General features: G+C 73.8%; 17 protein-coding genes and 1 pseudogene. 10 read left to right on the forward strand and 8 right to left on the reverse strand.

The window, feature by feature from the left end:
- Window positions 1-40: 40 nt before the first annotated feature.
- The 4 genes and pseudogenes from ACZ4QV_RS33480 to ACZ4QV_RS33495 form a co-directional block, all read left to right on the forward strand.
- Window positions 41-1,126, forward strand: a complete 1,086-nt coding sequence (locus ACZ4QV_RS33480; RefSeq protein WP_361585975.1) for an S-(hydroxymethyl)mycothiol dehydrogenase — start codon at window positions 41-43, stop codon at window positions 1,124-1,126.
- The gene (locus ACZ4QV_RS33485; protein WP_467763808.1) at window positions 1,123-3,597 is read left to right on the forward strand and encodes a GcvT family protein; all 2,475 of its coding nucleotides are present in this window, start codon (window positions 1,123-1,125) and stop codon (window positions 3,595-3,597) included. Before ACZ4QV_RS33480 ends, ACZ4QV_RS33485 begins: the two co-directional genes overlap by 4 nt.
- A gap of 79 nt (window positions 3,598-3,676) precedes the next feature.
- Window positions 3,677-4,879: an N-methyl-L-tryptophan oxidase gene (solA, locus tag ACZ4QV_RS33490; protein WP_361155207.1), complete on the forward strand. Its 1,203-nt coding sequence runs from the start codon at window positions 3,677-3,679 to the stop codon at window positions 4,877-4,879.
- Window positions 4,876-6,015 (forward strand): annotated as a pseudogene (locus tag ACZ4QV_RS33495) (aromatic ring-hydroxylating oxygenase subunit alpha); the annotation flags it as partial. The gene solA and the pseudogene ACZ4QV_RS33495, both read left to right, overlap by 4 nt.
- Here ACZ4QV_RS33495 and ACZ4QV_RS33500 read toward each other — a convergent pair.
- From ACZ4QV_RS33500 to ACZ4QV_RS33530, 7 genes are all read right to left on the reverse strand, one after another.
- Window positions 5,993-10,768 (reverse strand): coiled-coil domain-containing protein, encoded by a 4,776-nt coding sequence (locus ACZ4QV_RS33500; RefSeq protein WP_467763809.1) that lies wholly within the window; start codon window positions 10,766-10,768, stop codon window positions 5,993-5,995. The pseudogene ACZ4QV_RS33495 and the gene ACZ4QV_RS33500 overlap by 23 nt on opposite strands.
- Before the next feature lie 89 nt (window positions 10,769-10,857).
- Window positions 10,858-11,754: a hypothetical protein gene (locus tag ACZ4QV_RS33505; protein ID WP_361155276.1), complete on the reverse strand. Its 897-nt coding sequence runs from the start codon at window positions 11,752-11,754 to the stop codon at window positions 10,858-10,860.
- Window positions 11,755-11,887: 133 nt separating this feature from the next.
- Window positions 11,888-13,429: a hypothetical protein gene (locus ACZ4QV_RS33510; protein WP_361155203.1), complete on the reverse strand. Its 1,542-nt coding sequence runs from the start codon at window positions 13,427-13,429 to the stop codon at window positions 11,888-11,890.
- Window positions 13,430-13,484: 55 nt separating this feature from the next.
- Complete coding sequence (pcp, locus tag ACZ4QV_RS33515; RefSeq protein WP_361585966.1) at window positions 13,485-14,138, reverse strand: pyroglutamyl-peptidase I; 654 nt, start codon at window positions 14,136-14,138, stop codon at window positions 13,485-13,487.
- 142 nt (window positions 14,139-14,280) lie between these two features.
- Window positions 14,281-15,249, reverse strand: a complete 969-nt coding sequence (locus ACZ4QV_RS33520) for a DUF979 domain-containing protein (protein WP_361585963.1) — start codon at window positions 15,247-15,249, stop codon at window positions 14,281-14,283.
- Window positions 15,246-15,953, reverse strand: coding sequence for a DUF969 domain-containing protein (locus ACZ4QV_RS33525; RefSeq protein ID WP_361155198.1), 708 nt, complete (start codon window positions 15,951-15,953; stop codon window positions 15,246-15,248). The genes ACZ4QV_RS33520 and ACZ4QV_RS33525 overlap by 4 nt, the downstream gene beginning before the upstream one ends.
- A gap of 113 nt (window positions 15,954-16,066) precedes the next feature.
- Window positions 16,067-16,801 carry a GntR family transcriptional regulator gene (locus ACZ4QV_RS33530; RefSeq protein ID WP_361585960.1) on the reverse strand — a complete coding sequence of 245 codons (735 nt, stop codon included), beginning with the start codon at window positions 16,799-16,801 and terminating at the stop codon, window positions 16,067-16,069.
- Window positions 16,802-17,052: 251 nt separating this feature from the next.
- Here ACZ4QV_RS33530 and ACZ4QV_RS33535 point away from each other — a divergent pair, with 251 nt between their 5' ends.
- From ACZ4QV_RS33535 to ACZ4QV_RS33545, 3 genes are read left to right on the forward strand one after another with little or no spacing between them, the layout of a single operon-like run.
- Complete coding sequence (locus ACZ4QV_RS33535) at window positions 17,053-17,829, forward strand: LamB/YcsF family protein (protein WP_361155195.1); 777 nt, start codon at window positions 17,053-17,055, stop codon at window positions 17,827-17,829.
- A gap of 44 nt (window positions 17,830-17,873) precedes the next feature.
- Window positions 17,874-18,512: a 5-oxoprolinase subunit PxpB gene (gene pxpB, locus ACZ4QV_RS33540; RefSeq protein ID WP_361155274.1), complete on the forward strand. Its 639-nt coding sequence runs from the start codon at window positions 17,874-17,876 to the stop codon at window positions 18,510-18,512.
- The gene (locus ACZ4QV_RS33545; RefSeq protein WP_361586026.1) at window positions 18,512-19,393 is read left to right on the forward strand and encodes a 5-oxoprolinase subunit C family protein; all 882 of its coding nucleotides are present in this window, start codon (window positions 18,512-18,514) and stop codon (window positions 19,391-19,393) included. Before pxpB ends, ACZ4QV_RS33545 begins: the two co-directional genes overlap by 1 nt.
- Here ACZ4QV_RS33545 and ACZ4QV_RS33550 read toward each other — a convergent pair.
- Window positions 19,376-23,020: a hydantoinase B/oxoprolinase family protein gene (locus ACZ4QV_RS33550; RefSeq protein WP_361585957.1), complete on the reverse strand. Its 3,645-nt coding sequence runs from the start codon at window positions 23,018-23,020 to the stop codon at window positions 19,376-19,378. The genes ACZ4QV_RS33545 and ACZ4QV_RS33550 overlap by 18 nt on opposite strands.
- Window positions 23,021-23,353: 333 nt before the next feature.
- Between ACZ4QV_RS33550 and ACZ4QV_RS33555 the strand changes: the two genes are divergently transcribed.
- Genes ACZ4QV_RS33555 through ACZ4QV_RS33565 form a run of 3 tightly spaced genes read left to right on the forward strand, consistent with a single transcriptional unit; the run spans window position 23,354 to window position 25,730 of the window.
- Window positions 23,354-24,217, forward strand: a complete 864-nt coding sequence (locus ACZ4QV_RS33555) for an isocitrate lyase/PEP mutase family protein (protein WP_361155192.1) — start codon at window positions 23,354-23,356, stop codon at window positions 24,215-24,217.
- Window positions 24,218-24,232: 15 nt separating this feature from the next.
- Complete coding sequence (locus tag ACZ4QV_RS33560) at window positions 24,233-24,682, forward strand: hypothetical protein (RefSeq protein WP_361155191.1); 450 nt, start codon at window positions 24,233-24,235, stop codon at window positions 24,680-24,682.
- A complete protein-coding gene (locus ACZ4QV_RS33565) occupies window positions 24,675-25,730 on the forward strand; it encodes a bile acid:sodium symporter family protein (RefSeq protein WP_361155189.1) in 1,056 nt (351 codons plus the stop codon). The genes ACZ4QV_RS33560 and ACZ4QV_RS33565 overlap by 8 nt, the downstream gene beginning before the upstream one ends.
- Window positions 25,731-25,749: the final 19 nt, after the last annotated feature.

Here is a 25,749-nt window from a genome sequence, read left to right on the forward strand (position 1 = left end):
GCACCCGCTCCTGCCCCGCAGGCGCTGTTTAGGAGTGATCATGCCGCACGAAGCCCGCGCCGTCGTCGCCGTCAAGAAGGGCGCCCCCGTCGAGGTGCTGCCGATCCTCGTCCCCGATCCCGGGCCGGGCGAAGTCCTCGTCACCGTGCAGGCGTGCGGGGTGTGCCACACCGACCTGAACCACCGCGAGGGCGCGGTCGGCGACGCCTTCCCCTACCTGCTCGGCCACGAGGCCGCCGGTGTCGTCGAGGCCATCGGCCCGGACGTCACCGGGCTGGCGCCGGGCGACTACGTGGTGCTCGCCTGGCGCGCCCCCTGCGGGCGGTGCCGGTCCTGCCGCCGCGGCCGCCCCTGGTACTGCTTCGACTCCCGTCACGCGGACCGGCCCATGACCCTGCTGGACGGCACCCCGCTGACCGCGGCCGTGGGCATCGGTGCCTTCGCCGAGAAGACGCTGGTCGCCGCCGGTCAGGCGGTGCGCGCCGACCCGGCGGCCCGCCCCGAGGCGGCCGGGCTGATCGGCTGCGGGGTGATGGCCGGGTACGGGGCCGCGGTGCACACCGGGGGTGTGGGCAACGGCGACACGGTGGCGGTGATCGGCTGCGGCGGCGTGGGCAACGCCGCCATCGCCGGGGCCTCGCGGGCCGGTGCGCGCCGGGTCATCGCCGTGGACATCGACGACGGCAAGCTGGACGCCGCCGAGCGCTTCGGCGCCACCGACACCGTCAACTCCCGCGGCACCGACCCCGTCGAGGCGGTGCGGGCCCTGACCGGCGGACACGGCGCCGATGTCGTGATCGACGCGGTGGGCCGCCCCGAAACGTTCCGGCAGGGCTTCTACATGCGGGATCTCGCCGGCACGCTGGTGCAGGTCGGCGTCCCGGAGCCGGACACGCGCATCGAGCTGCCGCTGCTGGACGTGTTCGCGCGCGGCGGCTCCCTGAAGTCGTCCTGGTACGGCGACTGTCTGCCCAGCCGGGACTTCCCGGTCCTTATCGACCTGCATCTGAGCGGCAAGCTGGACCTGGAGGCGTTCGTCTCGGAGACGGTCGGCCTCGCGGACGTGGAGGCGGCCTTCACGCGGATGCGGCGCGGTGAGGTGCTGCGTTCGGTGGTGGTCCTGTGAACGCCCGGCCCGGTACGGGCGGCGGTCCGGCCCCGGCCCGCATCGTGGTGATCGGCGCGGGCATCGTGGGCTGCTCCCTGGCCGACGAGCTGACGGCACGCGGCGCGCGCGATGTCACCGTGCTGGAGCAGGGCCCGCTGCACGCGCCCGGCGGCTCCACCTCGCACGCGCCCGGACTCGTCTTCCGTACCAACGTCTCCAAGACGCTGAGCGACTTCGCCAAGTACACCGTCGAGAAGTTCTCCGCCCTGACCGAGGACGGGCGGCCGTGCTTCGACGCCGTCGGCGGACTGGAGATCGCCACCACCGAGGAGCAGTGGGCCGAACTGCACCGCAAGGCCGGGCTCGCCGCCTCCTGGGGCATCGAGGGGGAGATCGTCGACGCCCGTCGGTGTGCCCGGCTGTGGCCGCTGCTGGACGCCGCGAAGGTGCTGGGCGGCTTCCACACGCCCGGTGACGGGCTGGCCAGGGCCCTGCCCGCCGCCCGCACGCAGACCGCACGGGCGCGGGCCCGGGGCGCCCGCTTCCTGGAGCGGCACACCGTCACGGGCATCGAGCAGGACGCGGGCCGGGTCACGGCCGTCCTCACCGACCGGGGCACCGTCCCCGCGGACGTCGTGGTGTCGGCGGCGGGCTTCTGGGGGCCGGTGATCGGGGCCATGGCGGGCGTGTCCGTACCGCTGCTGCCGCTGGCGCACCAGTACGTGAAGACGTCGGCGTTCGCCGGACCGGACGGCCGGCGGCCGATCCTGCGTTTCCAGGAACGCGACCTGTACTTCCGCGAGCACGTCGAAGCGGGCGCCGAAGGGTCCGGTACGGGCCGGATCGGCATCGGCTCGTACGCGCACCGCCCGATGCCCGTCGACCCGGCCGCCGTGCCCGCCTTCGACGACGCGTCCGTGATGCCCTCCGCGCTCCCCTTCACCGCCGACGACTTCGCCCCGAGCTGGGACGACAGCCGCCGGCTGCTGCCCGCCCTGGACGGCACCCGGGTCGAGGAAGGCTTCAACGGCGTCTTCTCCTTCACCCCCGACGGCATGCCGCTGCTCGGCGAGACGCCCGGACTGCGCGGCTTCTGGCTGGCCGAGGCGGTGTGGGTGACGCACGCGGCGGGCGTCGCCAAGGCGGTCGCCGAGTGGCTCACCGAGGGGCGCCCCGCCACCGATGTGCACGAGTGCGCGATCTCCCGCTTCGAGGAGGTCCAGCTCTCCCCCGCCTACGTGGCCGAGCGCGGGCGGCAGCAGTTCGCCGAGGTGTACGACGTCATCCACCCGCTCCAGCCGCCGCGCCGCCCGCGCCCGCTGCGCGTCAGCCCCTTCCACGAGCGGCAGCGGGCTCTCGGCGCGTACTTCCTCGAAGGCACCGGCTGGGAGCGCCCGCACTGGTACGAGGCCAACGCCCCGCTGGCCGACGGCATCGCGCTGCCGGAGCGGGACGCCTGGTCCGCCCGCCACTGGTCACCGGTCGCCGCGGCCGAGGCACGCGCCACCCGGGAGCGGGTCGCGCTGTACGACATGACACCGCTCAGGCGTCTGGAGGTCAGCGGGCCGGGCGCGCCGGCCTTCCTCCAGTACCTGACCACCAACCAGCTCGCGAAGAAGCCGGGCTCGGTGACGTACACGCTGCTGCTGGACGACGCGGGCGGCATCCGCAGCGACCTGACCGTGGCCCGCCTGGCGGCCGACCGCTTCCAGATCGGCGTCAACAGCGGCATGGACCTCGACCACCTGTCCCGGCACGCGCCCGCCGGTGTGCAGGTCCGCGACATCACCCCCGGCACCTGCTGCGTCGGTGTCTGGGGCCCGCGCGCCCGGGACCTCGTACAGCCGCTGACCCGCACCGACTTCGGGCACCGCGCGTTCGGCTACTTCAAGGCGAGGCAGGCGTACATCGGCGAGGTGCCGGTGACCGCGCTGCGCCTGTCGTACGTCGGCGAGCTGGGCTGGGAGCTCTACACGAGCGCCGACCTGGGGCTGCGCCTGTGGGACACGCTCTGGGCGGCCGGACAGCCGTACGGCGTGATCGCGGCCGGGCGCGGTGCGTTCACCAGCCTCCGCCTGGAGAAGGGGTACCGCGCCTGGGGACAGGACATGACCACCGAGCACGACCCGTACGAGGCGGGCCTGGGCTGGGCCGTCCGGATGGACAAGGGCGACTTCGTGGGGCGTGCGGCGCTGGCGGGGCGGTCGGCCGGCAGCGCGCGGCGCAGGCTGGTGTGCCTGACGCTCGACGATCCGGCGGCGGTCGTCCTGGGCAAGGAGCCGGTGTACGTGGACGGCGCGCCCGCGGGCTACGTGACCAGCGCGGCGTACGGCTGTTCCGTCGGGCGGACGGTGGCGTACGCGTGGCTGCCGTCGCGTGCCGCGGTGCCCGGGACCGCCGTGCACGTCGAGTACTTCGGGGAGAAGGCCGCGGCGACCGTCGCCGCCGAGCCGCTGTTCGATCCCGCGAGGGAACGTGTCCGCAGATAGTCCGCGCAGACCCTGGCCACGGACAGGGCAGCCCGCAGCCCGTCGGGTGTCCCCTGTCCCGCCGAACCGGGAGGTCCGCTTGTCCCCCACCCATGACGTGATCGTGATCGGCCTCGGCGGCATGGGCAGCGCCGCGGCCCACCGCCTGGCAGCGCGCGGCGCCCGCGTGCTGGGGCTGGAGAAGTTCGGCCCGGTGCACCGCCACGGCTCCAGCCACGGCGGTTCGCGCGTCACCCGCCAGTCGTACTTCGAGGACCCGGCGTACGTACCGCTGCTGCTGCGCGCCTACGAGCTGTACGAGGAGCTGGAACGTGCCACCGGGCGGCGGATCGCCACGCTGTGCGGCGGGGTGATGCTCGGCCGGCCGGAGAGCCGTACCGTCGCGGGGTCGCTGCGCTCGGCCCGTACCTGGGACCTGCCGCACGAGATGCTCGACGCGCGGGAGGTCCGCCGCCGCTTCCCGACACTCGCCCCGGCTGCCGACGAGATCGCCCTGTACGAGGCCAGGGCCGGGTTCCTGCGCCCGGAGAACACCGTCGCCGCGCAGCTCCAGCTCGCCACCCAGGGCGGCGCCGACCTCCACTTCCAGGAGCCGGTCACCCGGTGGGAAGCGCTGCCGGGCGGCCGCGGCGTGCGGGTCCACACACCCGAGGACACCTACACCGCCGGGCAACTGGTGATCTGTCCCGGTGCGTGGGCGCCCGCGCTGCTGTCCGACCTGGGGGTGGCGTTCACCGTCGAACGCCAGATCATGCACTGGTTCGAGCCCGCCGGCGGCACCGGCCCGTACGTCCCGGAGCGGCACCCCGTCTACATCTGGGAGGACGCCGGCGGCGTCCAGATCTACGGCTTCCCCGCGATCGACGGACCGGGCGGCGGCGCGAAGGTGGCGTTCTTCCGCCGGGGCGCCGTGTGCACGCCGGAGACCGTCGACCGGACGGTGCACGAGGACGAGGTACGGGCCATGGCCGGGCAGGCGGCCCGGTTGCTGCCGTCCCTGCCCGGCCGCCATCTGACGTCCGTCACCTGCATGTACACCAACACCCCCGACGAGCACTTCGTCCTCGCGCGGCATCCGGCACACCCCGACGCCGTGACCGTGGCCTGCGGCTTCTCCGGGCACGGCTTCAAGTTCGTACCGGTGGTGGGCGAGATCCTCGCCGACCTGGCGCTGACCGGCCGGACCGCGCACCCCGTCGAGCTGTTCGCGCCGGGCCGCCTGCTCGTGGCCACCGCCTCGGCTGCCCTGCCTGCCCCGTCCGCCCCAGGAGGCGTCCGATGACCCTCGCTCCCGAGACCGCCGGGACCACCACGGGCGCCAGCCTCACCAGCACCCTTCCCGGCTCCCTCTACACCGACCCCGCCGTCTTCCGCCAGGAGCAGCAGCACATCTTCGAGTCGCTGTGGTGCTGCGCGGTGCGCGCCGCCGACCTGCCACGGCCGGGTGCCTTCCGTACGGTGCAGGTCGGCCGGGAGAGCGTGCTGATCGTCCGCAACCGGCGCGGCGGCTTCGGCGCCTACCTCAACGTGTGCCGTCACCGGGGCGCCCGGCTGTGCACCGACGAGTCCGGCGAGGTACGGCGCAACCTCCAGTGCCCGTACCACGCCTGGACGTACGACCTGGACGGGCGGCTGGTGGCCGCGCCCAACCTCCGGCAGATGCCGGACGTGGACCGCTCCGAACGCGGGCTGCTGCCGGTCCGGCTGCGCGAGTGGCTGGGCTATGTGTGGGTGTGCCTGGCCGACGACCCGCCGTCGTTCGAGGAGACGGTGACCGGCACGGTCGGCGAACGGCTGGGCGGCACGGAGGCGATCGAGCGGTACGGGATGGCCGGGCTGGACCTCGGGCGGCGCATCACCTACGACGTACGCGCCAACTGGAAGCTGATCGTCGAGAACTTCATGGAGTGCTACCACTGCGCCACCATCCACCCCGAACTGACCGATGTGCTCCCGGAGTTCGCGGAAGGGTACGCAGCGCAGTACTACGTCGGGCACGGCGCGGCGTTCGCGGCGGAGGCCGAGGGGTTCACCGTCGACGGCAGTGGCGGCTTCGCCCGGATCGCGGGCATCGAGGAGAGCCAGGACCGCCGCTACTACGCCATCACCGTCCGCCCGCAGGTCTTCCTCAACCTCGTGCCCGACCACGTCATCGTGCACCGGATGTTCCCGCTGGCCGCGGACCGCACCGTGGTGGAGTGCGACTGGCTGTACGCCCCCGAGGTGGTGGCCTCGGGGGCCGACCTGTCCCGGTCGGTGGAGCTGTTCCACCGGGTCAACGCGCAGGACTTCGCCGCCTGCGAGCGGACCCAGCCCGCGATGGACTCGCGGGCCTACCGGGCCGGCGGGGTGCTCGTTCCCAGCGAGCACCACATCGGCGACTTCCATCGGTGGGTCACTCGGCTGCTGCCGGGGAGTCCTGGGGATCCTGAATCTCCTGAGGGTCCTGAACCTCCTGAGACTTCTGGGGCTGCTGAGACGCCTGAGGCTCCGACTGGCTCCGCGGCTGCTCGTCCTCCGGACGGCGGTACATCCGCGTCGCCGTGATCTGCCCGTGCACCGGCTCCGACCCGGGGTCCTGCTGCGGCAGGCCGGGCCGCAGATGCTCCTCGACGCTGATGTACTTCAGCCCGGCCCGCAGGTCCGCGTCATTGCGCAGCCGGATGACCAGCGGGAACTCGGCGAGTGCCGTGGTGTCGAAGAGGCCGGTGGTGTACAGGAGCTGCACGCCCAGCGCGTCGGCGACGGCACGCTGGAGCTCCAGCAGGTACGTCGCGTTGGCGCGGCCGATGGGGTTGTCCAGGAACAGCGTGCCGGCGTGCCGCTGCTTGTCGCGGCCGCGGTCGTTGCTGCGCAGCGCGGCCATCGTGCAGTACAGGGCGATCGCCGCGGTGAGCAGCTGGCCGCCGGAGAACACGTCGCCCATCTGCCCGACCGGGACGCGCTCGGCGCGCAGCACCGCGTCCGGCTTGAGGATCTCCACCGCCACGCCGCGCGGCTGGAGCGCCGCGCTGACGCCGCGCAGCAGCAGGGACATGCCGTCCCGCCGCAGGTCGCTGTTCTTCTTGACCGCCGAGCGCGTCGCCTCGTCGATCACCTCGCCCAGCCGCTCGGTGAGCGTGGCCTGGTCCGGGTCGTCGAAGCGGATGCGCAGGAACTCCTGACCCGACCACTCCCCCAGCCCCTCGGGGAGCCGGGACAGCCGCTGGGCGGAACGCAGCGTCGTCAGCGACGAGTCGACCAGGCCGCGCAGCCGGTCCACGATGCTGTCGCGGTTGCGTTCGAGCTGGGCCAGCTCGTCGGTGAGCACCCGCAGGCGGGGCGCGAAGGCGTCGGCCCACTTGGCGGCGTGGTCGGGCAGCGCCGCCGCGGGCAGTTCGCGGATCTGCTGCCGGGCGGGCGTGCGGACCTGCTCGTACTTGGTGGAGTTGGCGTGCCGGACGAGGACGTCGCTGGCCTCGCGGACCGCGGACTCGGCCGCCGACAGGTCGGCGGCGCAGCCGCGCAGCGAACGGCGGGACTCGGCGGCGGCCTGCCGCGCGTCCTCCAGGCGGCCCGCGTACGCCTCGGGGCGCTCGCCCTCGTCCTCCTGGGTGTCGCGCAGCAGGTCGCGCAGCATGGCGGCGGTCTCGTCGAAGCCGGCGGCGGCGTCCTCGGCGGCGCGGTGGGCGCGCAGCAGCTCGGTGTGGGTGGCGCGGGCGGTCTCCAGCGCGTCGTCGGCGGTGGTCAGTTCGGCGTTGGCGGTGCGCAGGAGTTCCTTCGCGCGGTCCGCGTCGGCGGGGATCAGGTCCTCGGGCAGCTCGGTGTGGGCCTCGCCGTCGGCCGGGGCGAGCCGTTCGGCCTCGCCGCGCAGCCGGCCGAGCTGCTCGCTGGCGGCGGAGGCGCGCGCCTCCAGCCGGGCGACCAGGGCCTCGGCGCGGGCGGACGCGGCCTGCCGGGACGGGCCGTCGGCGGCGTCGGGGCTTTCCAGGAGCTGTTCGGCGCGGGTGCGGACCTTGTTGGTGAGGCGGTTCAGCTCGGCGAGCGCGGCGCTCTCGTCACCTTCGGCGCGGGCCTGTTCGGCGCGCAGGTCGGCGCCGACGCCCACCTTCTCGTAGAGCTGGGAGGCGGCGCGGTACGCCTCGCGCAGGGCGGGCAGCGAGCCGGCCGCGGGCGCTTCGCCTTCCTCGCCCATGTCGTCCGGCACGCCCGCGATCTCGGCGCGCTCGGCGCGCAGCGCGTGAGCGGTGCGCCGGGCGTCGTCGGCGGCGCGCTGGGCGGTGCGGCGGTCCTCGTCGGCGGCGCGCGCCCGGTCCACGCACTCTTCGGCGCGGGCCTCCAACTCGGCGACTTCGTCGGCCAGTTCACGCAACCGGGCCTGCCAGGAGGCGCGCTCGCGCAGCCGGTGGGCGAGCCCGGCGAGGGCGTCGGCGACCCGGCGGGCGCGCTGCGCGGCCTCCTGCCGCTCGTCGCGCACCCGGGCGGTCTCGGCGGCCTCCTCGTCGGCCTCGGCCCGTACCGTGCGGACCTCGGCCAGTTCCCCGGCGGCGGCGTCGGCGGCCGTACGGGCTTCCTCGGCGGCGGTGGCCAGTTCGGCGAGGCGGCCGGGCGGGCAGCCCGTACGCCAGGAGGAGAGGCGGGCGGCCAGCGCGCGGTCGCCGGCCAGCCGGGCCGCCAGCACGCGGATCTCGTCGTCCCGCTCTATGGCGCGGGCCCGCAGCGCCTGGCGCTCCTCGTCGGCGGCGGACTCGTCGTGCATGGCCGGGTTCGGCGGGACGAGGAAGACGCCGCTGTCCTGGGCGTCGGGCGCGGGGGTGGGCGCGAGCAGGGCGGCGGCGGTGCCGACGGCGACGGTGGAGCGCGGCAGCAGCGCGGCCTGCGCGAGGACGTCGCGGGCGCGGGCGTGGGTCTCCGGGTCGGTGATGATGACGCCGTCGACCAGTTCGGGGCGGGCGGCCAGCACCCGGGTGTGGTCGGCGGGGTCGACGGACTGGGCGAGGTAGCGCCAGCCGGGCAGTGCGGGCACGCCGTGCTCGCCCAGGTACTCGACGGCGGCGAGCACGTCGGGGCCCGGCGGCAGCAGACCGCCGTCGCCCAGCGCGCCGAGGATGCGGGCGTCATCGGCGGCGGCGGTGCGCAGGTCGAAGAGCTGGCGTTCGGCGGAGGCGACGCTCTCGTCGAGGAGTTCTCGCAGGTCGTCGGCGTTGCGGTCCAGCTCCTCGGCGCTCAGGGGGCCGTCGGAGGCGGGGCGGCGGGCGCGGCGCGGGCCTGCGTCCTCCGGGGAGTCCGCGTCGGGCTGCCCCGTACGCGGTCCGGGCACGCCTGCCTTGGGCACCGCCTGTGGCAGTCCGAGCAGGTCGGCGAGCCGCTGTTCGGTGCCGATCGACTCGGCGGCCTGCCGCTCGGCGTCGTACGCGCGCTCCGCCGCCTGGGCGGCGTCCTCGGCGCGGGCCGCGGCCAGTTCGGCGGCGGCCAGGCGGGTGGCGGCCTCGCGGGCCCGGTCGGCGGAGCGGGTGGCGGCCTCGCGGGCCGCGTCCCAGCCCTCGACCGTGGACTTCTCCGCGTCCGAGGCGGCGAGCGCGGCGCGGGCCGGGTCGGCGTCCGGCGCGGAGTCGTCGAGCCAGCCGGCCCGTACGGCCTCGGCGGTCTCCTGTTCGACCTCGGCGAGGCGCTGCTTGAGGTGTTCGGCCTCGCTGCGGGCGCGCTGGGCGTGGGTGGCGGCGGCGGTGGCGTCGCGGTGTGCGGTGTCGCTGGTGTCCTGGAGGGCGGCGGAGCGCTCCTCCTGCTCGTTGGCGATGCCCTCGCTGACGTCGGCGGCGCCCTGGAGGGCACGCACCAGCTCGGTGGCGGCCTTCGTCCGGGCGGCGAGCGCGGGCGCGGCGTCCCGTTCGGCCTCGCGGATCGCGGCGGCGACGCGAGTGGCCCGGTCGGCGGCGGCGCGGTGGCGCAGCACGGTCTCGGCGGCCTGCCAGGCGGAGTGCAGCGTACGGGCGTCGTTCAGCTCGCGGCGCTGGGCGGCGGCGCCCTTCTCGGCGGCGGCGAGCGCCAGCGACGCGTGTCGGTAGGCGATCTCGGCGGAGATCAGCGCGCGGCGCTCGCGGACCCGCTCGGCGTCGGTGACCGCGTGCGCGGCGGTGGCGACCTGCTCGGCGAACTCGGCGGCGCGGCCGCGCTCCTCGGTGCCGCGGGCGTGCAGCCGCCGGGCGAGGGTACGGGTGCGGCGTTCGGCGCCGGCGTGCACGTCACGGGCGGTCTCGCGCTGCTCGGCGGCGTCCGCGATGCGCGACAGGAGGTCCAGCGAACCGGCGGTGAAGTCGCGTTCGGCGGTCAGTTCGGCGCGGCGGCCGAGCTTGTGCGCGAAGCCGTGCACGAGGTCGGCGAGGCCGTCGGTGTCGCGGGTGTCGGTGACCGCGCGCAGCAGCAGGTCGGTGAAGTCGGCGTCGTTCTTCACCGCGAAGAGGCCGGCGGCCTCGCCCTCGTCGGCGTTCATCTCCCGCTGGTAGCGGAAGAGTTCGGGGTCCAGGCCCAGTTCGCCGAGGTGCTCGTTCCACCGCTCGTGGATCTCGACCCAGGAGACGTCCAGGTTGGGGTAGTTCTTGCCGGCCTCGACCAGGGCGTCGCGGAAGCCCTTCATCGTACGGCGGCGGCCCCTGGCCCCGGAGAAGCCCTCGGCCGGCTCGCCGCGCGGGCGGACGACGGTGGCCTCGGCGACCGGCAGCGAGTCCAGGCTCATGCCGGGCCCGGGGCGGAAGCTGTACCACGCCTCGGCGAACTTGCGCGGGTCGTTGGAGACCTGCCGGCCGCGCCACTCGCTGACCTTGCCGACGACGATGGACTCGCCGGTGAGGGTGTGCTGCCACTCCAGGGCGACGTGGCCGCAGTCGTCGGCGAGCAGGAACTTGCGCAGCACACCGGAGCTGGCGCCGCCCAGGGTGTTGCGGTGGCCGGGCAGCATCACCGAGAAGATCAGCTTGAGCAGGACGGACTTGCCGCCGCCGTTCTCCAGGAAGAGGACGCCGGCGGGGGCGGGGCGGCGCGGCGGGCCGACCGGTTCGTCCTCGAAGAAGTCCGCCTGCGCCGGCGCCGGGTCGGGCACGGGCGCACCGACTCCGCGCAGGTCCAGCACGGTGTCGGCGTAGCGCGCACCGGCGGGCCCGATGGAGTAGAGGCGGACCCGGGACAGCTCGTACATGGCGGCGGACTCTCGTTGTGTGGGCGGACAGTGGTCGGTGGACCGGCGGTCGGTGTGTCCGGGGGCCGGGTGGTGCCCGGCCCCGGGCGTCAGGCGGAGTGGAAGGGCAGTCCCGCGTCGGAGACCAGGTCGAGGTCGTCGGTGTCCTCGGCGGGCAGCAGGCTGGCGCTGCCGTCGCCGACCGGGACGACGCCCAGCTCCAGCAGTTCGGCCATGGCGGCGCTGCCCGCCATGTCACGCACCTGGAGCTGGTAGCGGGCCGTGGTGCGGTAGGCGCCGCCGGAGTCGTCGCCGGTGCGCTGGAGGAAGCCGGAGTCGACGAGGAAGGCGACGGCCTTGGCGATGATGCCGGTGGTCGAACCGGCGAGCCGCCGCGCGTCCTTGGTGGCGCCGGTGGCGCTGCGCCGCGCGTAGGTCCGCCAGGCGGCTTCGAGGCCGGGCGCGTCGGTGGCGGGGTCGGTGTTCTCGCCCTGTTCCTCGGCGCGCTCCTCCAGGCGGCGGCACGCCTGCCGGACGAACGCGTCCACGCCGTTGACGGTGATGCGGCCGATGTAGCCGTCGTCGGCGAGGTCCTCGGGGCGGGGGAAGGCCATGGCGGCGACGGCGAGGTGGGCCAGGCCGTGCAGGAAGCGGTCGGCGGAGTCGGCGGAGGCGCGGCGGGCGTAGTCCCCCATCCGTACGGCGAAGACGGAGTCCTCGTCGGCGGTGACGGCCATGCCGGCGCGCGGGGAGACCTCCAGGACGACCAGGCCGAGGCCGGTGGCGACGGCGTCGGCCAGGCGCGCGAAGGCGGGCTCGTCACGGTAGCGGCGGAGCAGTTCGCCGTACTCGGCGTCCCGGGCGGGCAGCAGCTTGGGCTGGAGCCCGAAGGAGACGAGGCGCGCGGCGTCCGCGGCGTCGGCGGGCGTCACGGGCGCGGAGCCGCCCGAAGGCGCGGCGGTGGGGCCGGGCGCGGACCACCCGGGGTGCTCCGCCGCGGCTGTCAGGTCGCCCTGCGCCGGGTCCTCGGTGCCGTCCTCGACGCCCGTTCCGTACTCACTCACGCCCGTACCTCCATGCGAACTTCCTTCTGCCACCGTGCTGCCGGCGACCTTCGCGCGTCCTGTCCGGCCGCCGGCATCACGCCACCTCCGAGCGGTCGGCCGCCATGCCCGCCGCGTCCAGCAGGGCCTTGCCGACGATGAGGTCGGCGCCGCCGAACTCCTCGTCCTCCAGCACGGTGCCGTCGTCGACGGCGAAGAGCAGCTGCTGTTCGCCCTGGCGGTAGGCCGTGCCGACCGGCGGGCTGGCCGCGTGCACCGCCAGCAGGGCGACGAGATACGGCAGGTCCGGGTCGCTGCGGCGGGCCTCGGCGAGCAGTCCGGACAGCCGGCGGGGCGCGTCGGCGGGCAGGTCGAGCAGAGCCTGGGCGGCTTCGAGCTGCTCCTCGGAGAAGCGGCTGTCGTCCGGGGTGGCGATCAGGTCCGGCTCGGGCATCTCGGCACCGAGGTGCTCGCGCTCGACGGGCGGCTGGAACAGCAGACCGACCAGGTCGCCGAGCCGTACGGACGTGCCCGTACGGAAGCCCGTGCCGTGCGCGAAGAAGGCGTCGGTGACCCGGATCGCCTGCTCCACGGGCAGCGGCAGGACCGGGGCGACCAGCTGGCCGTACAGGTCGAGGCCGGAGCGTCCGGCGGGCGGCGCGAACGCCTGGCGGTCCTGCTCGGCTCGGAAGAGGGGGCCCGCCTCCAGCAGCCGGGACTGGAGCTGGGTGTGGCGGCGGATGCAGTCCTTGACGATGTCGACCAGCTCGGCGGCGCGCCGCTTGTGCTCCTGGTCCTCGGTCTCGTCGCGGGCCTTGCGGATGTTGGTGAGGATCGCGTTCTCGTGGCGGTAGCGCTCGGCGACGTGGTCGAGGGCTTCGGCGATCATGTCGGGGACGGCGCGCAGCCAGTCCACCGCGCGGACGTTGCGGCGGGTGGCGTCCAGGGTGCGGCGCAGCGTCTCGGCGTACTGCACGGTGCGGTAGCGGGCCTGCTCGGCGGCGAGCTGGGCGTCCGCCAGCCGGCCGCGGCTGATGAGCACCTCCAGCTTGACCTCGGCGGCGATCTGGGCGCTCGTCACGTCCGTGTCGAGGGCGCCGACCAGGACGTTGACGGCTTCGTCGGTGGTACGGAGGTAGACCCCGCCGCCCGGCCCCGGGACCTCCTCGATGAGCTTGAAGTCGTAGTCCCGGCGGACGTACTCGCCCTCGGGGCCGAAGGTGCCGTACACGGCGCGGAAGCCGCGGTCGACGCTGCCGACGTTGATCAGGTTCTCCAGCACCCAGCGGGCGACGCGCTCGTGCTCGGCCGCGGGGCGGCGCGGGGTCTGCGCGGCGATGCGCGGGAGCAGCTTGGCCACTATCTCCTCGTGGTCGGCCCCGGTGTCGAAGTCCATGTGGAGGGTGACCAGGTCGATGGCGGCGAGCGCCACCTCCGCCATCGCGTACACCCCGTACTCACCGGCGAGGTTGGCCTTGCGCGCGTCCAGGTCGTGCAGCGGCGCGGTGCACGCGAGGGCGCGCAGCCGGCGGGCCAGGCCCTCGTCGGCGGCCGGGCCCGGCGCGGGCCGGGAGGGTCCTTCGGGCCGGGCCACGCCGTTGAGCTGGGACGCAGCGGTCCCGGGGGCAGGAAAAGTCACGTCGCACAGCGTAGGCGCTCGCACTGACAACGGACGAAACGGCACGGGGCCCAGGTCAGTGTGTGGCGCCTCCGACGGCCTTGATGTCCGTATTTGTACGCGCGGCGGTGGCGGCGATCACACGCAGTCCCTCGGCGACGGCGCTCACCGCGAGTGAGGGCAGCGACCGGCCGGCGACCTGTCCGGGGGCGTACGGTACGTGCACGAAGCCGCCGCGCAGCGCGGGCCGCTCGGTCGCGATCAGGTGCATCAGGTCGTAGAAGACGTGGTTGCAGACGAAGGTGCCCGCGGTGTTGGAGACGGAGGCCGGCACCCCCGCCTCCCGTACGGCGGCCACGCACGCCTTGACGGGGAGCGCGGCGAAGTACGCCGCGGGGCCGCCGGGGACGATGGTCTCGTCGATGGGCTGGGCGCCCGCCACGTCGGGGATGCGGGCGTCGTCGATGTTGACGGCGACCCGCTCCACCGTCAGGTCGGGCCGGCCGCCCGCCTGACCCACGCAGAGCACGATGTCGGGGTCGTGCGCCGCGACGGCCTCGCGCAGGGCGGTGCTCGAGCGTCCGTAGACGCAGGGCAGTTCGACGGCGGTGATCTCCAGCCCGGTGGGCGGCTCCGCGGCGGCGGCCCGCACCGCCTCCCAGGAGGGGTTGGAGCTCTCGCCGCCGAAGGGCTCGAATCCGGTGAGCAGGATGCGGGTCGTCCGCGTCATGGCGTTCCCTGTGGTTCGTGAGCCGCGCGGTGCCCCCCGGTCCGTGTGCGGTTCGTGTCGTGCGGTGCGGTGCGGTGCGGTTCGTGTCGTGCGGTGCGGTGCGGTTCGTGTCGTGCGGTGGTGCGTGGGGCGGTGGGCGGGGTCAGAAGGCGAACAGGGCCATGACCACGATGTTGCAGCCGAGCAGCACGCCGGCCGTGGGCAGTTGGGCCTTGATCGGTCCGTACTGGTCCTTCAGCTCCAGCAGCGCCGACGGGACGATGTTGAAGTTGGCCGCCATCGGGGTCACCAGCGTCCCGCAGAACCCGGCGAGCATGCCGATGGCCAGGACGGCGGGCGCGTCGCCGTGGAAGTGCTCGATGAGCACCGGCCAGCCGACCGCCGCGGTCATCACGGGGAAGGCGGCGAACGCGTTGCCCATGATCACGGTGAACAGGGCCATGCCGACGCAGTAGACGACGACCGCGACGTACAGGGAGTCCTCCGGCAGGACCGAGGTGGCGAGCTTGCCGACCTGGGTGCCGACGCCGGAGAGCTGGAAGATGGTGCCCAGGGTGGCGAGAAGCTGCGGCAGCAGCATCGCCCAGCCCATCGACTCCAGCATGGAGCGCCCGGCCTGCACGGGGACCGCTATCCGCTTCTCGCGCAGCATGATCATGCCGACGACGAGGGCGACGACGGCGCCGATGCCGAGCCCCAGGATGGTCTCGCTGCCCTCCTGGAGGATCGGTTCACCACCGATCGAGAGCTTCTTGACGAGGACCGCGCACAGCAGCGCGACGACCGGGATGGCCAGCGCGGGCACGAACAGCTTGTTGCCCAGCTTCAGGGCGCTGGCCTCGCGCTGTTCGGGCGTGGTGGTGCGCGGCGTACCGCGCCCGGTGAAGCCGAAGCCGGCCAGCAGGACCATGATCAGGACGGCCGCGCCCAGCGGCTCGGCCGGGGCCTTCTTCTCGACGACCCAACTGCTGTAGACGAAGCCGACGCCGAGCAGGCCCCAGAAGGCGGTGGTGCCCAGCCGCTTGGGGTTGCTGCGGTCGGTGAGCATCTGGGAGGCCATCACCAGGAAGCTCAGGCCGACGAGCCAGTAGAACCACTCCGCTTTGATCACTTGGCTGCTCCCTCGGCGACGGGCTCGATGTTGGCGGCGACCAGTTCGCGTTCCAGGTACCGGTCCAGGCGCAGCAGCCGCCAGCCGTGCACGGCGAAGGCGCACAGCGCGGAGGGGATCGCCCACAGTGCCAGGTGCAGCGGCTCCAGGTGGGTGTTGTACGTGGTGTTGACGAAGCTGGTGATCAGCAGGATCGAGCCGACCGCGAGGAAGACGTCCTCACCGAAGAACAGCCCCACGTTGTCGGCGCTCGCGGAGAACGAGCGGACCTTCTCCCGGCCCTTCTCGGTCAGCCGCCCGTGCTTGCGCTCGGCGGCGCCCTCGGCCATCGGCACGGCCAGCGGGCGCACGGTCTGCGCGTGCCCGAAGACGTGCGTCAGCCCGACGGCCGCGCCGATCTGCCGCATGCCCAGGTAGAGGGCGAGGAAACGGCCGGTGGTCAGTTTGCCGAAGCGGGCGATCAGCCGGCGGGCCTGCTCCTGGAGGCCGTAGCGCTCCAGCAGGCCGATCACCGGGAGGGTGATCGCGAAGATCGTCACCGCCCGGCTGCTGGCGAAGCCGGTGCCGAAGGCCGCCAGGACCTCCTGCGGCGACAGGCCGCCGAGCAGACCGGTGACGATGCCCGCCACCCCCACGACCAGCAGGGCATTGCGTTTGGTGGCGAAGCCGACCACGACCACGAGCACGCCGAGAAGCACGATCATGGGTCCGCCTTCCGCATACGGGACCCCACGCGGACCGTGAGGAGGATGCGAGGAGGTTAGGCGATTGTTCAACGATCCGACAAGGGGTTGACGGGAGCGAAACTCCGGTACTCCTACACGCCCTCCCGCGCCGCCATGCGCTGGGCGTACGCCCCGGAAAGCTGCACTCTGGAGTCCTCCAGATAGGACTCCAGCAGCAGCTCGGCGGCGGCCCCGTTCCCGGCCTGGAGCTCTTCGAGGATCTGCCGGTTGCGGGTCAGGTACGGCGCGTGGAACCGGCGCGGATCGTCCATCACGTGAAAGACCAGCCGCAGTTCCGCGAGCACCCCGCGCATCAGCTCGTCGGTGCGCGGACTGCCCGCCAGGCCCACCACCGCTTGGTGGAACCGGAGGTTCGCGGTGCCCAGGTCCCGCCAGGCACGCTCCTCGAAGGCGGTCTCGCCGGCCACCACGGCCGCCTCCATCGCCCCCACCGGGTGCGGCGGCTCACCCAGGCTGCGTACGGCGGCGCACTCCACGAGCGTACGGACCCGGTAGATGTCGTCCAGGTCCGCCACCGTCACGATGCGTACGAAAACCCCGCGGTTGAGCTGATGCACCAGCAGGCGCTCGTGTGTGAGCAGGCGGAACGCCTCCCGCAGGGTGTTGCGCGAGACCCCCAGGGCCCCGCCGATGCTCTCCTCGGACAGTCGCGCGCCGGGTGGGAAGTAGCCCTCGGTGATGCGGTCCCGGAGAATGTCGGCCACCCGCTCCGCGGTGCTGGAACGCCCCAGCAGTACCCGGTCGCCCGCCAGCTCGGAGACCTCGGCGAGCCTGTGCCGGTCGCCCCGTGTCATCCCGCCCGCCATCGTCGTCCCCGCTTTCGCCCCGTACGTGCACCCCTTGTGCTGTGAGCGGCAGTCAATCCCAGATGGCAGAACGAGACAACACACCTCTTGTCGGATCGTTGAACGATCGCTTACGTTGGCCTGACCACCGGCCGGCCCGAGTGCCCTCAGGGGGAGAGCCACTACGGATACGGGCCGGCCGGTCCCGAAACCTCTGCGGCCTGTGCACCCGCCCGCGTGGCGGCCACCTCCGGAACGGACTTGCGACTTCTATGAGCGACCCGGTGACCACCCCCCTCGTCGATCTCAACGCCGACCTCGGGGAAGGCTTCGGACGCTGGGAGCTCACCGACGACGAGGCCCTGCTCTCCGTCGTCACCAGCGCCAACGTGGCCTGCGGTTTCCACGCCGGGGACCCCAGCACCATGCGCCGGGTCTGCGAGCTGGCCGCCGAGCGCGGCGTGGTCGTCGGCGCCCAGGTCTCCTACCGCGACCTCGCGGGCTTCGGGCGCCGCGCCATGGACGTACCGCCGCGCGAGCTGGCCGACGAGATCGCGTACCAGATCGGCGCGCTGGAGGTCTTCGCCCGCGCCGCCGGCACCCGGGTCGGCTACGTCAAGCCGCACGGCGCGCTCTACAACCGCTGCGTCCACGACGAGGCGCAGTCCGCCGCCGTCCTGGAAGGCGTACGGACCGCCGGCACCCCGCTGCCCATCCTCGGCCTGCCCGGCTCCCAGCTCCACGAGGCGGCCCGCCGCGTCGGCCTGCCCGTCGTCGGCGAGGCGTTCGCCGACCGCGCCTACACCCCCGAAGGCACCCTGGTCTCCCGCCGCGAGCCGGGCGCCGTCATCCACGACCCCGACGAGGTCGTCAAGCGCGCGCTGGGCATGGCGACGGAAGGCACCGTCACCGCCGTCGACGGCAGCACCGTGAAGACCGAAGCGCGCTCGCTGTGCCTGCACGGCGACACCCCCGGCGCCGCGGACCTCGCACGGCGGGTGCGCGACGAGCTGACCGCGGCCGGCGTACGGATCGGCAGCTTCGCGTGAGCACCGGTACCCCCGGCGGCCGCACCCCGGCCGGCCGGTCGCGGCTGTCCCTGCGCCCGCTGCCGGTCGGCGACCACGGGCTGCTGGTCGAGCTGGACGACGCCGCGGCCGTCGAGGCGTTCCACGCCGAGCTGCTGCGCCGCGCCGCCGCCGGCACCCTGCCCGCGGTCCGCGAGATCGTCCCGGCCGCCCGTACGGTCCTGCTCGACGGGCTGGCCGACCCGGGACGGCTGGCCGCCGAGCTGTCCGGCTGGGACGTCCCCCCGGCCACCGCCGGCGACCGGCCCGCCATCGAGATCCCGGTGCGCTACGACGGCCCCGACCTCGCCGACGTGGCAGCCCTGTGGGGCACCACGCCCGAGGACGTGGTCCGTATCCACTCCGGCACCGAGTTCCACGTCGCCTTCTGCGGGTTCGCGCCCGGCTTCGGCTATCTGACGGGCCTGCCGGAGCGCCACCACGTACCGCGCCGCGCCACGCCGCGCACCAAGGTGCCGGTCGGCTCGGTCGCCCTGGCGGGCCCGTACACCGGCGTCTATCCGCGCTCTTCGCCCGGCGGCTGGCAGCTCATCGGCACCAGTGACGTCGACCTGTGGGACCCGGACCGCGACCCGGCGGCCCTGTTCTCCCCCGGCACCCGCGTCCGCTTCATCCCGGTTTCTACTGAATCCCAGGAGGCATGATGACCGACCGCGCCTTCTGTGTCGTACGCGCCGGAGCCCTGACCACCGTCCAGGACCTCGGCCGCGCGGGCCACGCCCACCTCGGCGTGCCGCGTGCGGGCGCCCTGGACGAGCCCGCCCACCGGGTCGCCAACCGCCTCGTGGGCAATCCGGAGACGTCCGCCACCTTGGAGACGACCCTCACCGGCTGCGCCGTACGGGTCCGCACGGACACCGTGGCCGCGGTGACCGGCGCGCCCTGTCCGGTCACGGTGGACGGCCGCCCCGCCCCCTGGGGCGCGCCGGTACGCGTCCCGGCGGGCGCGGTGCTGGACGCCGGGCCGGCCACCGCCGGACTCCGCTCGTACCTCGCCTTCGCCGGCGGCGTCGACGCGGAGCCGGTGCTCGGCAGCCGCGCCGCCGACCTGCTCTCCGGCCTCGGGCCCGCGCCGCTGTCCGACGGCGGCGTGCTGCCGCTCGGCACCCCGCACGGCCCGCCCGCCTCCGTGGACGTCGTCCCGCTCCCGGCACCGCCGGTCGCGGAACTGGTGCTGCCCTGCGTACTGGGGCCGCGCGACGACTGGTTCACCGGAGCGGGCCTGCGGACGCTCGCCACCGGCCGTTTCCGCGTCTCCTCGGCGAGCAACCGCATCGGCCTGCGCACCGAAGGGCCGTCCCTGGAACGCCGCAAGGACGGCGAGCTGCCCAGCGAGGGCATGCCGCTGGGAGCGCTTCAGGTCCCCCCGGACGGCCTGCCCGTGCTCTTCCTCAACGACCACCCGACGACGGGCGGCTACCCGGTCGTCGGCGTCGTGCCGGAACGCTTCCTCGCCGCGGCGGCCCAGGCCGCACCGGGCACGACCGTCCGTTTCGTCCCCCGGCGCTCACGCGTCTCCGGCTGATCCGTCCGGCTTGCCGTAACCGCCGCCCCCCGGCGTACGGATCACCAGTACGTCCCCGGCGCCGATCTCCGCCACGTCGCAGCCCTCCAGGGCTTCCTCCGTGCCGTCCGCGCGGCGGACCAGATTGGCGCCCGTCGCGCCGGGTCCGCCACCCGCCATCCCGTAGGGCGGCACCCGGCGGTGCCCGGTGAGCAGCGCCACCGTCACCGGTTCCAGGAAGCGCAGGCGGCGTTCGACGCCCCGGCCGCCCCGCCACCGGCCGTCGCCGCCGCTGTCCTCGCGTACGGAGAAACTCTCCACCCGTACGGGATAGCGCCACTCCAGGACCTCGGGGTCGGTCAGCCGGGAGTTGGTCATGTGGGTCTGCACGGCGTCCGCGCCGTCGAAGCCGTCGCCCGCGCCCGAGCCGCTGGCGACGGTCTCGTAGTACTGCACCCGGTCGTTGCCGAAGGTGAGGTTGTTCATCGTGCCCGAGCCCTCGGCCTGCACGCCGAGCGCGGCGTAGAGCGCGCCGGTGACGGCCTGCGAGGTCTCCACGTTGCCCGCGACGGTGGCGGCGGGGAACTCCGGCGCGAGCATGGAACCGGGCGGGACACGCACCTCGACCGGCTTGAGGCAGCCGCTGTTGAGGGGGATGTCCTCGGCGACGAGCGTACGGAAGACGTAGAGCACCGCCGCCATCACCACCGAGCTGGGCGCGTTGGCGTTACCGGGCAGTTGCTCCGAGGTCCCGGCGAAGTCCAGTACGGCGCTGCGGGCCGCGCGGTCCACGGTCAGCGCGACCTGGATCACCGCGCCGCCGTCGGTCTCGTAACGGTACGAGCCGTCCGCCAGCCGCGCGATGATCCGGCGTACCGATTCCTCGGCGTTGTCCTGGACGTGCCCCATGTAGGCCCGCACCACGTCCAGGCCGAACTGCTCGATCATCTTGCGCAGTTCGCGGATGCCCTTCTCGTTGGCGGCGATCTGGGCCCGCAGGTCGGCGATGTTGGCGTCCGGTGCCCGTGACGGATACGGCCCGGCGGCGAGCAGGTCGCGCGTCTCGTCCTCGCGCAGCCTGCCGTCCCGTACCAGCAGCCAGTTGTCGAAGAGGACACCCTCCTCCTGGATGGTGCGGCTGAAGGCGGGCATCGAGCCCGGGGTGATGCCGCCGATCTCGGCGTGGTGGCCGCGCGAGGCCACCAGGAACAGCAGTTCCTCGCCCGCGTCGTCGAAGACGGGGGTGACGACGGTGACGTCCGGCAGGTGCGTACCCCCGTGGTACGGATCGTTGACCGCGTACACATCACCCGGCCGCAGCTCTCCGTCCGTGCCGCGCCGACGCCGGAGCACCTCCTTGATGGACTCCCCCATCGACCCGAGATGCACGGGAATGTGCGGGGCGTTGGCGATGAGGTTGCCTTCGTGATCGAAGAGGGCACAGGAGAAGTCCAGCCGCTCCTTGATGTTGACCGAGTGGGCGGTGTTCTCCAGACGGACGCCCATCTGCTCGGCGATCGCCATGAAGAGACTGTTGAACACCTCCAGCATCACCGGATCGGCGTCCGTGCCGACCGCGGGACCGCTCGCGCGGGGCCGCGCCCGGGTCAGCAGCAGATGGCCGCGCTCCCCCGCGCGGGCCTGCCAGCCCGGGTCCAGGACCGTCGTCGCGTCGTCCTCGGCGACGATCGCGGGACCGGTGAGCATGTCGCCGGGGCGCAGGTCGCCCCGGGCGAACAGGTCCGTGTCCTGCCAGCGCCCCTGCGCGAACATCCGCACCGTCGCGACCGGCCGCAGCGCCCCCGCCCGCTCCCCCGTCGGCACCTCGTGCCCGGCCGTGCCGCCCGCGGCGCCCACCGCTTCCACCGACACGGCCTCGGCGATCAGCGGCTTGTCCATCGTGAACCCGTACCGAGCCCGGTGCGCCCGGACGAACGCGGCGGCCATCGCCCGCGGCGTGTCCAGCGCCACGCCGATCGCGGAGTCCGTCCCGGCGTAGCGGAGCATCACCCGCCCCCGGGTGGTGACGCTCTCCTCCGGGACGCCGTCGTCGAGCAGTTCGCGACGGGTACGGGCGGCCAGCCGGTCGCAGACACCGTGCACCTCGGCGAGGTCCGTGGCGTCCGACTCCGGGTCGATCCCCACCTCGACGGCCTGTTCCCGCATGGCCGTCGCGTCGGCGACCCCGATGCCGTACGCGGACAGCACCCCGGCCAGCGGCGGTACGACGACCGTGCCGATGCCGAGCGCGTCGGCGACCGCGCAGGCGTGCTGGCCGCCCGCGCCGCCGAAGCTGGTGAGCGCGTAGCGCGTGACGTCGTAACCGCGCTGGACGGAGATCTTCTTGACCGCGTTGGCCATGTTCAGCACGGCGATGTCCAGGAACCCGGCCGCGACCTCCTCGGGGCCGCGCCGGTCGCCGGTGGCCTCGGCCGCCTCCTCGGCCAGCCGGACGAAACGCTCCCGTACCGTCGCGTCGTCCAGCGGCCGGTCGCCGTCGGGCCCGAACACCGCGGGAAAGTACGCCGGCTGGACGCGCCCCAGCATGACGTTGGCGTCCGTGACGGTCAGCGGGCCGCCGCGCCGGTAGCAGGCCGGGCCTGGGACGGCACCGGCCGAGTCCGGGCCGACGCGGTAGCGCCGCCCGTCGAAGTGCAACACCGAGCCACCGCCCGCCGCGACGGTGTGGATGTTCATCATGGGCGCCCGCATCCGTACGCCCGCGACCTCGCTGCCGAAGATCCGCTCGAAGGAGCCCGCGTAGTGCGACACGTCGGTGGAGGTGCCACCCATGTCGAAGCCGATCACCCGGTCGTACCCGTCGCCCGCCTCGGCCGAGGAGCGGGCCATCCCGACGACGCCGCCCGCCGGGCCGGAGAGCACCGCGTCCTTGCCGCGGAAGTGCGCGGCCTCCCGCAGACCGCCGTTGGACTGCATGAACATCAGCCGTACGCCCGGCAGTTGGCGGGCCACCTCGGCCACGTACCGCCCGAGGATCGGCGACAGATAGGCGTCCACGACGGTGGTGTCGCCGCGCGGCACCAGCTTCATCAGCGGGCTGACCTCGTGCGAGCAGCTCACCTGCGTGAACCCGGCCTCCTTCGCCAGGGCGGCGACAGCCTGCTCGTGGTCCGGGCAGCGGTAGCCGTGCAGCAGGACGACCGCCGCGCTGCGCAGCCCGTCCTCGTACGCCCGCGCCAGCTCCGCCCGCACCACCTCCGTCTCCAGAGGCCGGACGACCTCGCCCCGCGCGTCCACCCGCTCCGGGACCTCGATCACCCGCTCGTACAGCGCCTCGGGCAGCACGATCCGCCGGTCGAAGATCCGCGGCCGGTTCTGGTAGGCGATGCGCAGCGCGTCCCGGAAGCCCTCGGTGGTGACCAGGACGGTCGGCTCGCCCGCGCGCTCCAGCAGGGCGTTGGTCGCCACGGTCGTGCCCATCTTGACGACGGCGATCCGCTCGGCGGGCACCGGTGCGCCGGGGGCGAGCCCCAGCATCGCCCGGATGCCGGCGACGGCGGCGTCCTCGGCGCTCCCGGGGCGGTGCGAGAGCAGCTTGCCGGTGACCAGCCGCCCGTCCGGCCGCCGCCCCACCACGTCCGTGAACGTGCCGCCCCGGTCGATCCAGAACTCCCAGCGTCCCGTCATGCCGCCATTGTGGCAGCGGGCCCGGCGGCGCCGGCGTGCTCGGCCTCCGGCGCGCCCGGACGGACGCCGGAGGCCGCCCGAAAACACCCGGGCGGCCTCCGGCGCATTTCAGCTCATCACGTTTACGCTCCCGCGATCCCCCCGCGGAAACGTCACTTCCGCAGTCCGCCCATCACCTCATAATAATTTCCGAACAACCCCCGTGGCCTGCGGCGTTTCCTCAAACGGGTGTTGCTTCCCGGAATCCTTTTACTAGCTCTTTGTTTCCTGGGACCGTCGGGTCAAGAACACCCCAAGGACCCGCGCTCCGCGGGCCCGAGAGGCAGGAGAACCATGCAGTACGGCAGCGCCCTGCGCGAGGCGGTCGGGTCGCCTCGCACCACACCGCTCATCGGTATCTACGACATGTATTCGGCGTCCATCGCGGCCCAGCACTACGACGGCATGTTCGTCTCCGGATTCGGTTTCGCGGCATCCTATTACGGCCTGCCCGACATCGGATTCATCGCCTGGCCGGACATGGTGCAGTTCACCGAACGGCTGCGCCTGGCCTTTCCGTCCCACCACCTGCTGGTGGACATCGACGACGGCTATGTGGACCCCGAGGTCGCCTGCCACGTCGTCCAGAGCCTGGAGCGCGCCGGGGCCTCGGGCGTGATCCTGGAGGACCAGAAGAGACCGCGCCGGTGCGGACACGCGGACGGCAAGCTGATCCTCCCGCTGGAGGAGTACCTGGACAAGCTCAACCTGGTGCTGAGCAGCCGCAAGGACCTGGTCGTGGTGGCCCGTACGGACGCCACGGAGGAGGCGGAGATCGTCCGGCGGGCGGCGGCGCTCGCCGAGACGGACGCGGACGTCGTCCTGGTGGACGGGGTGCGCAGCGTGGAGTGGATCGAACGCATCCGGTCCGTGGTGGGCAGCAAACCGCTGCTGTTCAACCAGATCGCGGGCGGCAAGTCGCCCCGCCTGTCACTGACCGAACTCACCGAACTCGGCGTGGACGTGGCGATCTACAGCACCCCCTGCCTGTTCGCCGCGCACGGCGCCATCGACGGAGCGCTGGCCGACCTGAAGAACGCCGACGGCAGGCTGCCCGTCACGGGCCAGACCGGCAGCGTCGAACTGCGCTGCGCCACCGAGCTGTTGGAGAAGAACATCAGCAGGCATCACGCCCACCGCGCCCCGGCCCCCGTCTGAGAAGAGGCTGACCGTATGGCACCGAACCCCTTCCGGGGCGGCGCCGGGCGGCTCCGGGACCGCGGCACGCGGTCCCGGGCCGTGCGCCCCTCCACGCTGTCCCTCGCCGTCGCGACGGTGCTGAGCGTGCTGTGGGGCGGCGGCGCCGCCCAGGCCGCGGCACCGGGGCCGCCGGTCCCGCCGCCGGCTCCGCCGTGCGACTCCCAGGACGACGAGGACGAGACCCCGCCGCCGCCCCGCGCGGGAACGGCCGTCGGCCTGCTCGTCGTCGACAACTCCTCGGCGGACTCCTGGCTGGAGGTCGACCGGACGCTCAACACCCTGCTCGCCGGCAAGGGGACGGCGGGCAGCGACCACGACGGAGGCGGCGGCGCCATCGACGTACGGACCCGGGACGCCAACGGCCCCGGCGCCGACCCGTCCCGCGTCGGACACCCGCCCTGGCAGACCGGCGACGATGAGTGACCCGGCACCGGCCGCCCGCACGCCGCGCCGCCTGGCACGAGCGGTCGACCCCTATGTGGCAGCCCTCCTCGGCACCGTCCTGTTCGCCACCGTACTGCCCGCGACCGGAGCGGGGGCCGTGGCCGCGGACACCGCCGCCGACCTCGCCATCGGTCTGCTCTTCTTCCTCTACGGTGCGCGGCTCTCCACCCGTGAGGCACTGCACGGGCTACGGCAGTGGAAGCTTCACCTGCTGACCGGGGCCGGCACCTTCGTCCTCTTCCCGCTGCTGGGCCTGGCGGCCGGCGGCCTCGTCCCGTTCCTGCTCTCCGACCGGCTGTACACGGGGCTGCTGTTCCTGTGCGTCGTCCCCTCGACCGTCCAGTCCTCGATCGCCCTGACCTCCACGGCCCGCGGCAACGTCCCGGCCGCCATCTGCGCCGGCACGTACTCCAGTCTGTTCGGCATGGCCGCCACCCCGCTGCTCGCGGCCTGGCTGATCGGCTCCGCCCTCAGCTTCTCGGCGGCGGGCCTGCTCTCCATCGCCACCCATCTGCTGCTGCCCTTCCTCGCCGGGCAGGTGCTGCGCCGCTGGATCGGCGGCCTGCTCACCCGGCACAAGAAATCCCTCGGCCTCCTGGACCGCTGCTCCATCCTCCTCGTCGTCTACACCGCCTTCAGCAAGGGCATGGAGCAGGGCATCTGGCACCAGATCACCCCGGCCCGGCTGCTCGCCCTGCTGCTCCTGGCCGCGGGCCTGCTGGCCACCGCCCTGGTCACGACCTCGCTGGCCGCCCGGCGGCTGGGCTTCTGCCGGGCGGACCGCATCACCATCGTGTTCTGCGGTTCGAACAAGAGCCTCGCCACCGGGCTGCCGATGGCGGCGGTGCTCTTCGGCGGCGCGGCCGGCCTGGTCATCCTGCCGCTGATGCTCTACCACCAGCTCCAGTTGATGGTCTGCGCGGTCATCGCCGCCCGGTGGGCCCGTCAGCCGGAGGACACCCCGGTCACGCCGGAGCCGTCGCTGCGGCTGGGGCCCCGGACCGTCGAGGGGGAACCGTCGGCCTGACCCCTGCCGTACGGGCGGC

The organism is Streptomyces sp. NPDC026394, from assembly GCF_055567735.1.